Source organism: Vibrio nigripulchritudo ATCC 27043 (assembly GCF_000222685.1).
In the GTDB taxonomy this organism is placed as follows: domain Bacteria; phylum Pseudomonadota; class Gammaproteobacteria; order Enterobacterales; family Vibrionaceae; genus Vibrio; species Vibrio nigripulchritudo.
In genome coordinates this window covers 1-7,382 of the sequence record NZ_AFWJ01000102.1, presented here as the reverse complement: position 1 = coordinate 7,382, position 7,382 = coordinate 1, and the positions used below count along the sequence as shown (strand labels likewise).

Below are 7,382 nucleotides of genomic sequence, written 5' to 3'. Positions count from 1 at the left end.
CTGAACTGACCTGCGTCAGGTAGAAACTCGAAACCAGCCGTTGCCAGTCTCGCTTCCAGTTTGCTTTTATCAATGTCGAAGAAAACGACCAGCTTGTCGAGATCACCACCAAAGTCATCGCGAAGTTTCATGTTCACGATACTCATCAGCATGACCGGATCCATATTTTCGTAATTCGATAAGTTCATTTAAGCATCCTCGAAATCGGAGATCAGGAGATTCGCTGCCGCAAATGCTGCTTTTTCACGAACGTCTTTCGGAAGGTCAGAGTCTGCTGCGATGTCATTGAGCGCTCGAATAGAGCAAGCGATGGCTTTAGGCACATAAGCTTGGTCACCACTGCCTATCTGCGCATACATTTCACGAATCATTTCGCAACAATCGAATACTTTCATAACAACTACCTAGAAAAAGGAAAACTGCGGTCAATATACCGAGATACCCAGGTGACCTCAATATACAAAAAAACAAACTCAAAACATGAGTTTGTTTCAGCGCAAGATGGGGAACAGGTTGGTGCTTATTTAAGCGCTCAATTAGGAAGAATAAAGCTCAGGTGGCTCCGCAATGAGGGAACAAAGCCACCTGAGAAAACTTAACGTTGTACCTGAGCTTCGAGTTGTTGTACAAGCTCGTCAGCAAGACCAAGCTGATTAGCAAGTTCTTTGAGATAACTCTTCTCCATAAAGTTCTGATCATCGACGACCAGAAGCGATGCCAAATATACTTCAGCTGCTTGTTCTTTGTGGGATACTGCCAACGCAATTTCAGAAGGATCCAGAGGTTTATTCAGCTCAGCTTGAACGAGCTGTTGAACCGATTCGTCCGCACCTAATTCAGCAACGGCTTGCTGGATCTTTTGTTGTTCATCAGCATCGACATGACCATCGGCTTTCGCTGCGGCAATCATGGATTTCAAGATCAAAATACTGTGTTGATCTTCTGAAAGCTGAGGAACGGAAGGGGGTGGGGAAGTATTCCCTGACTGGCTTTTCTGCCAGTCGTTGTAAACTTTAAAAGCAAGTGCTCCAAGGGCGGCGGCGCTTCCTACTCCTAAGGCTTTCTTCCCCATTTTGCGGGATTTTTTGGAACCCATTAGCAAGCCGATTAAACCACCTCCTACTGCACCGGCTCCCAATGTCGCTAATTGGCTTTTGTCTTGCCCAAACTGCTGCGCACTTTTACCGAGACTTTGCGCAGTGTTCCCTAGGCTTTGACTACCTTGCTTTAACACATCAGAATTCAGTGCTTGGTTTAACAGACTTTTGAGATCCATACTCACCTCCGCTTTAAAGGACTGAGCCAGAGTACGCCCGGCAATATGAATGAAAGATGAATATGAATCTGTGAGGAGCCAGAGAGTGGAATCAGAAATAAAAAAAGAGCAACTCAGTTGCTCTTTTTTGGATTAAAACTGTAGAGAGGAGTTAAACCAGCTGACCTTTAACGTGGTCTACAATATCAGCCATGGCTACAGGTGTCTTATCACCTGTGCGGCGGTTTTTGTATTCGAAGTTGCCTTCGTCCATGCTACGGTCGCCAATCACGATAGTGTGTGGGACACCAACCAACTCCATATCAGAGAACATGACACCCGGGCGTTCTTTACGATCGTCGAAGAGCACTTCAATACCTGCTGTGGTTAATTCAGCGTACAGTTTTTCAGCGGCTTCTTTCACACGCTCAGATTTGTGCATGTTCATAGGGACGATAGCTACCTGGAATGGTGCAATCGCGTCTGGCCAGATGATGCCGAACTTATCGTGGTTCTGTTCGATAGCGGCAGCAACAACGCGTGTTACACCAATACCGTAACAACCCATCTCCAGGATAACGTTTTTGCCATCTGGACCAAGTACGCCACAGTTCATCTTCTCAGAGTAGTTCTTACCTAACTGGAAGATATGACCGACTTCAATACCGCGCTTAAGCTGAATAGTACCTTGACCACATGGGCTAGGGTCGCCTTCAACTACGTTACGCAGGTCTTCAATCTGACCAAGCTCGACGTCACGACCCCAGTTGATACCGAAGTAGTGTTTGTCATCAATATTTGCACCAGCGCCAAAATCACTCATTACGGCAACGGTACGGTCAACAATGAACGGAAGTTTTAGACCTACAGGACCAAGTGAACCAGGACCTGCGCCAATCAGTGCACGAATCTCTTCTTCTGTTGCCATTTCAAGTGGAGAGGCAACCTGCGCTAGATTTTCAGCCTTGATTTCGTTTAGCTCATGATCACCACGAATGATCAACGCGATGATATCGGCGTCTACTTCGTCAGAGGCTTTCACGAACAGAGTTTTTACTGTTTTCTCGATTGGCAGTTCAAACTGCTCTACCAGCTCAGCGATGGTTTTCGCGTTTGGCGTATCGACCAACGTCATTTCCTGAGTTGGTGCTGCTAGCTCGGTTGTTGGAGCGAGTGCTTCTGCTTTTTCGATGTTTGCTGCGTAATCCGACTCAGAAGAGAAAGCGATCAGATCTTCGCCACTTTCCGCCAGTACATGGAATTCGTGAGAGCCATTACCACCGATAGCGCCAGTATCAGCAAGAACCGGGCGGTAGTTAAGACCCATACGATCAAACGCTTTGCAGTAAGCATCATGCATAGCGTCGTAAGATTGTTGCAAACCGTCTTTATCAATGTCGAAGCTGTACGCATCCATCATTGAGAATTCGCGTGAACGCATAACACCAAAACGTGGGCGTCTTTCGTCGCGGAACTTGGTCTGAATCTGGTAAAGGTTTAGCGGAAGCTGCTTATAGGAGTTCACTTCGTTACGCACAAGGCTAGTGATCACTTCTTCAGCTGTTGGGCTAAGTACAAACGGACGTTCATGGCGGTCAGTAAGGCGAAGTAGCTCAGCGCCCATTTTTTCGCTGCGCCCTGTCTCTTCCCATAGTTCAAACGGCTGTACAACGGGCATCAAAGTTTCAACTGCACCTGCATTGTTGATTTCTTGACGAACGATGTTTTCGACTTTACGCAGTACACGAAGACCAGTAGGCAGCCAGGTATACAAACCTGAAGCCAGCTTACGGATCATACCTGCACGTAGCATGAGCTGGTGGCTCACTACTTCTGCGTCGTTTGGGGTCTCCTTCAGAGTAGAAAGAAGATAGTTACTGGTACGCATTCAATTTATCCGTTTATTAAAGTTAGCTACTCAAGCCAGAATGGGCAGGAGTAAAGAGTCCCTATTCAGGGAGGTTGGGGCTGTCAGCCCGAATCAAGCCGCTTATGATATCAGCCAAATGTGATTGTCAAAAGTGTTCAATTGCCCGAACTAGCACTAAGTTGTCGCTGACCGAAAATTTTACATTCAAATCGAACAAATTTACTGCGTATTCTTTGCTGTCCGGCTTGTTTTTCTTGTAAGCCGGTCTCGGATCCTGCGCTAACACTTCTGTTATTACATTCACAATTTGAGTGCGATTCGGGTGTTTATCTAGTGCCTCGTATGCGGCAGGCAAAAAACTGACCTCTAATTTACTGGGCGCTTGTTCCGCATACCCGCCTGTTGCGTCAGGGATAGAATCGGAATACGGAATATACGGTTTGATATCGATGACAGGTGTGCCATCTACCAAATCAACACTGCCCAAATCCAAATAGACCTGTTCACCTTCTTTTACAACCCCTTTTAATTCGACCGCTGACATGCCAATACCGTTTGGTCTAAATGTGGCTCGTGAGGCGAATACCCCGATTCTTTCATTGCCCCCTAACCTTGGAGGGCGAACCGTTGGCTTCCAACCTGCGGTTAAATTTTGGTCAAACAGAAATAACAGCCAAATGTGGCTGAATTGCTCAATATCTCGAACAGCTTCTGGAGAATTCGCTTCTCCTGTTAATTTGATTCGTGCTGTTGAACTTGGCGCAAGCCTTGGCTGACGAGGCACAGCAAACTTTTCTTTATAGGGAGATTCTATAAAACCTATAGGAACGATGGAGTGTGTCATGAATGGGAATCGGTGCTCAAAACAGAGTAATTAAGCTGACGATATCATAAAAAATACTTGCAATCTTAAGTGATAATCGTTATCAATATGCACTGTTATAACATAACACTAAGTTTTTCGGAGTTAACTTAAAATGAAACCGGGTATTCATCCTGAATATAGAACTGTCGTATTTCATGACACGAGTGTAGATAAGTACTTTTTGATCGGCTCGACGCTGCAAACAGATCGCACGATCGAATGGGAAGACGGTAATACTTACCCATACTACACCTTGGATGTTTCTTCTGAGTCCCATCCTTTCTACACAGGCAAACAACGTGTGGTTAATAAAGAAGGTCGTGTGGCTAACTTTAACCGTCGCTTTGGCGGCATGACTTCTAAGAAAAAAGAAGAGGCAAGTGAATAATGAAAGTACTAAGTTCCCTAAAAAGCGCTAAGCAGCGTCACCCAGACTGCCAGATTGTTAAGCGTCGTGGACGTGTTTACGTGATTTGCAAAACCAACCCTCGTTTCAAAGCGGTTCAGGGAAAGGTTAAGAAGCGCAAGTAAGCAAACCTTTGTGTAGGTCGTTTAAAGTTTTAAACGATAAACGGCTTAAAAAATCGGTCTCAGATATCTTTCTGAGACCGATTTTTTTATGCCTGAATTTTACCCGGACGTTCTGTAGCGGTTGTGCACCATTTTATAAGAATCTAATTCATTCATTTCGAACAACATTTCTATTGAATTTATACCGTTCGCCGCTTCGTGAAAATTGGTAGGTAGAAATGTGCAGAGTTTCATAATTGTGTATTTGATATGTCGTAAAGTATAAATATTTTGGAGTATTTGTTTGGATAAAATCGTGAAACTGGTTTTAAATTTGTTACAGATTTACCATTTGTAACATTTATGACTTTAAATTACTCTCCATGTAACGTAATCTCCGCCTGCTTTTTTGATAGGTACGTCAAACAAAGTGAGGAATTACTACAAGGAGGGAACAGATGAGTTCATCTGCTTCAAATACACAATATCCACCTAAAAAGTCGTTATTTACACGTTTTCTTGATGGTGTGGAATATTTGGGGAATCTATTGCCCCACCCAATCACTCTATTCGCTATTTTCTGTGTTGCTATTCTGGTTATGTCCGGTATCGCAGGGTACTTTGAAGTCTCTGTTGTCGATCCGCGTCCAGAAGGAGCAAAAGGTCGCTCAGCAGATGGCATGATTCAGGTTGTCAGCCTGCTGAATGCGGAAGGCTTGCAGTTGATCGTAACTAACCTTGTGAAAAACTTTGTTGGTTTTGCACCGCTAGGTACTGTATTGGTAGCTATGCTTGGCGTCGCGATTGCTGAACATTCTGGTCTACTTTCTGCAGCAATGCGCGGCATGGTAATGGGTGCTTCTAAGCGCATGGTAACCTTTACGGTTGTTTTTGCCGGAATCATCTCCAATACCGCTTCCGAACTTGGTTACGTTGTTCTGATTCCACTGGCAGCGATGCTATTCCACTCTTTGGGTCGTCACCCATTAGCGGGTCTGGCTGCGGCATTTGCTGGTGTATCTGGCGGTTATTCTGCGAACCTGCTGATCGGCACGGTTGACCCACTTCTTTCAGGTATTACTGAAACAGCAGCACAGATGATCGACCCTACTTACACAGTAGGACCTGAATCAAACTGGTATTTCATGTTTGTTTCTACTTTCTTCATTGCCATCACGGGTGCTTTCGTAACCGAGAAGATTGTTGAGCCTAAGCTAGGCAAATACAATTCTGAAGAAGCGTCTGAAGATCTTTCTAAAGATGAAATGGGTAAACTGACTGCGCAGGAAAAGAAAGGCCTGAAACTTGCTGGTCTGGCTGTTCTTGTAGTGAGCGGTTTACTGGCGTGGACTATCGTTCCTGAAAACGGTGTACTTCGCAACCCGGTTACAGGTGAAGTAGCTGGCTCTCCATTCCTGAAGAGTATCGTAGCGTTTATCTTTGTTTTCTTTGCAATTCCAGGTTTTGTTTACGGCAAAGTCGTGGGCACAATGAAAACGGATCGCGATGTGATTGATGCCATGGCGAAGTCTATGTCTTCTATGGGCATGTACATTGTGCTGGTGTTCTTCGCCGCTCAGTTTGTTGCTTTCTTTAAGTGGACGAACTTTGGTCAGGTATTCGCAGTTGCGGGTGCAGACTTCCTGCAAAGCATTGGTCTGACTGGTCCTATGCTGTTCTTCGCCTTCATTCTGATGTGTGGTTTCATCAACCTGATGATTGGTTCTGCTTCTGCTCAGTGGGCGGTAACAGCACCTATCTTTGTTCCAATGTTGATGCTGGTTGGCTACGCACCAGAAACCATTCAGGCGGCGTACCGTATTGGTGACTCGACCACTAACATCATCACGCCAATGATGAGTTACTTTGGTCTGATCCTGGCGGTTGCAACGCGCTACATGAAGAACTTGGGCATCGGTACGCTGATCGCGACTATGTTGCCATACTCAATCTGCTTCATTATAGGTTGGAGTATCCTGTTCTACGCTTGGGTATTCGTATTTGGCTTGCCTGTTGGACCAGGTGCAGCAACATACTATACGCCTTAGTCGTTAGATGATTAAAGAAAGCCGAAGTTTATGCTTCGGCTTTCTTGTTTTTAATCGGTATAGAAATGGTGAACGGGTCCGCGACTGTTTCCTACTTCCAGTTCATCAGCATGAGCAATGGCTTTCGTAATGTAGTTTTTTGCCATACTGACAGCCTGTTCCAAAGGCTGACCCTGAGCCAGATAAGAGGCAATCGCAGATGAGAGCGTGCACCCAGTGCCGTGAGTGTTTTTGGAAGCGTGACGTTTTGCGCTGAACCGCGATATCTTTTGGGAAGTGATGAGTAGATCGGTACTACTGTCGTCCGACTCTAGATGACCGCCTTTTAATAAAATGTTTAGAGCGTCAGTGGCTTTTAATGCATCGGTCATTGCTACCATATCGTCTTCATTCTCTGGAAGGTCTAAACCAGTTAGAACTACTGCTTCAGGTAAGTTTGGCGTAATCAGGGTTGCGAGAGGAATCAATTCTTGTTTTAGGGTTTCAACCGCATTGTCTTCTAGTAATTTATCCCCACTGGTTGCAACCATCACCGGGTCGATAACCAAATATTGAGGCTGGTATTGACGTAATCGCCGAGCGACTGATTTGATGATCTGAGCGTCGTTCAGCATGCCCACTTTCACTGCAATCACATTGAGATCGCTAAATACCGAATCGAGCTGTTGTTCGACAAAGTCGACAGGAACGGAATGTATTCCTGACACTCCTTGAGTATTCTGAGCTGTCAGAGCAGTGATCACCGAACACGCATATCCTCCCGTAGCCGAGATAGATTTGATGTCAGCTTGGATGCCTGCGCCACCACTGCTGTCTGAACCAGCAATCGTTAGC

General features: G+C 45.4%; 9 protein-coding genes. 3 read left to right on the top strand and 6 right to left on the bottom strand.

Annotated elements, in window-relative coordinates:
- The 5 genes from RH89_RS10205 to tsaA form a co-directional block, all read right to left on the bottom strand.
- The coding region (locus tag RH89_RS10205) for a DUF4250 domain-containing protein (protein ID WP_004401624.1) at positions 1-188 on the bottom strand (188 nt) is incomplete at its 3' end.
- Positions 189-395 carry a YaeP family protein gene (locus RH89_RS10200; RefSeq protein WP_004401622.1) on the bottom strand — a complete coding sequence of 69 codons (207 nt, stop codon included), beginning with the start codon at positions 393-395 and terminating at the stop codon, positions 189-191.
- A 200-nt stretch (positions 396-595) separates the two neighbouring features.
- Entirely contained in the window at positions 596-1,276 is a 681-nt protein-coding gene (locus RH89_RS10195) for a tellurite resistance TerB family protein (RefSeq protein WP_004401620.1), read from the bottom strand.
- A gap of 151 nt (positions 1,277-1,427) precedes the next feature.
- Positions 1,428-3,143, bottom strand: a complete 1,716-nt coding sequence (locus RH89_RS10190; RefSeq protein WP_004401618.1) for a proline--tRNA ligase — start codon at positions 3,141-3,143, stop codon at positions 1,428-1,430.
- Between the two features lie 127 nt (positions 3,144-3,270).
- Positions 3,271-3,969, bottom strand: a complete 699-nt coding sequence (tsaA, locus tag RH89_RS10185) for a tRNA (N6-threonylcarbamoyladenosine(37)-N6)-methyltransferase TrmO (protein WP_038145499.1) — start codon at positions 3,967-3,969, stop codon at positions 3,271-3,273.
- Between the two features lie 133 nt (positions 3,970-4,102).
- On the opposite strand from tsaA, the gene RH89_RS10180 reads away from it, so the two are divergent.
- The 3 genes from RH89_RS10180 to RH89_RS10170 all read left to right on the top strand — a co-directional run bounded on the left by RH89_RS10180 (position 4,103) and on the right by RH89_RS10170 (position 6,548).
- Entirely contained in the window at positions 4,103-4,378 is a 276-nt protein-coding gene (locus RH89_RS10180) for a type B 50S ribosomal protein L31 (RefSeq protein ID WP_004401615.1), read from the top strand.
- Entirely contained in the window at positions 4,378-4,521 is a 144-nt protein-coding gene (ykgO, locus tag RH89_RS10175) for a type B 50S ribosomal protein L36 (RefSeq protein ID WP_004401614.1), read from the top strand. Before RH89_RS10180 ends, ykgO begins: the two co-directional genes overlap by 1 nt.
- A gap of 437 nt (positions 4,522-4,958) precedes the next feature.
- Positions 4,959-6,548, top strand: coding sequence for an AbgT family transporter (locus RH89_RS10170; protein WP_004401612.1), 1,590 nt, complete (start codon positions 4,959-4,961; stop codon positions 6,546-6,548).
- Between the two features lie 50 nt (positions 6,549-6,598).
- On the opposite strand, the gene thiD is transcribed toward RH89_RS10170, so the two are convergent.
- Positions 6,599-7,382: bifunctional hydroxymethylpyrimidine kinase/phosphomethylpyrimidine kinase (gene thiD, locus RH89_RS10165; protein WP_004401610.1), on the bottom strand; the 784-nt coding region annotated here is incomplete at its 5' end.

Bases quoted from the DNA above. Each gene is read 5' to 3' on its own strand.
- RH89_RS10190 (WP_004401618.1), bottom strand. From the start codon at position 3,143: ATGCGTACCAGTAACTATCTTCTTTCTACTCTGAAGGAGACCCCAAAC.
- tsaA (WP_038145499.1), bottom strand. From the start codon at position 3,969: ATGACACACTCCATCGTTCCTATAGGTTTTATAGAATCTCCCTATAAA.
- RH89_RS10180 (WP_004401615.1), top strand. From the start codon at position 4,103: ATGAAACCGGGTATTCATCCTGAATATAGAACTGTCGTATTTCATGAC.
- RH89_RS10170 (WP_004401612.1), top strand. From the start codon at position 4,959: ATGAGTTCATCTGCTTCAAATACACAATATCCACCTAAAAAGTCGTTA.
- RH89_RS10200 (WP_004401622.1), bottom strand. From the start codon at position 395: ATGAAAGTATTCGATTGTTGCGAAATGATTCGTGAAATGTATGCGCAG.
- RH89_RS10195 (WP_004401620.1), bottom strand. From the start codon at position 1,276: ATGGATCTCAAAAGTCTGTTAAACCAAGCACTGAATTCTGATGTGTTA.
- ykgO (WP_004401614.1), top strand. From the start codon at position 4,378: ATGAAAGTACTAAGTTCCCTAAAAAGCGCTAAGCAGCGTCACCCAGAC.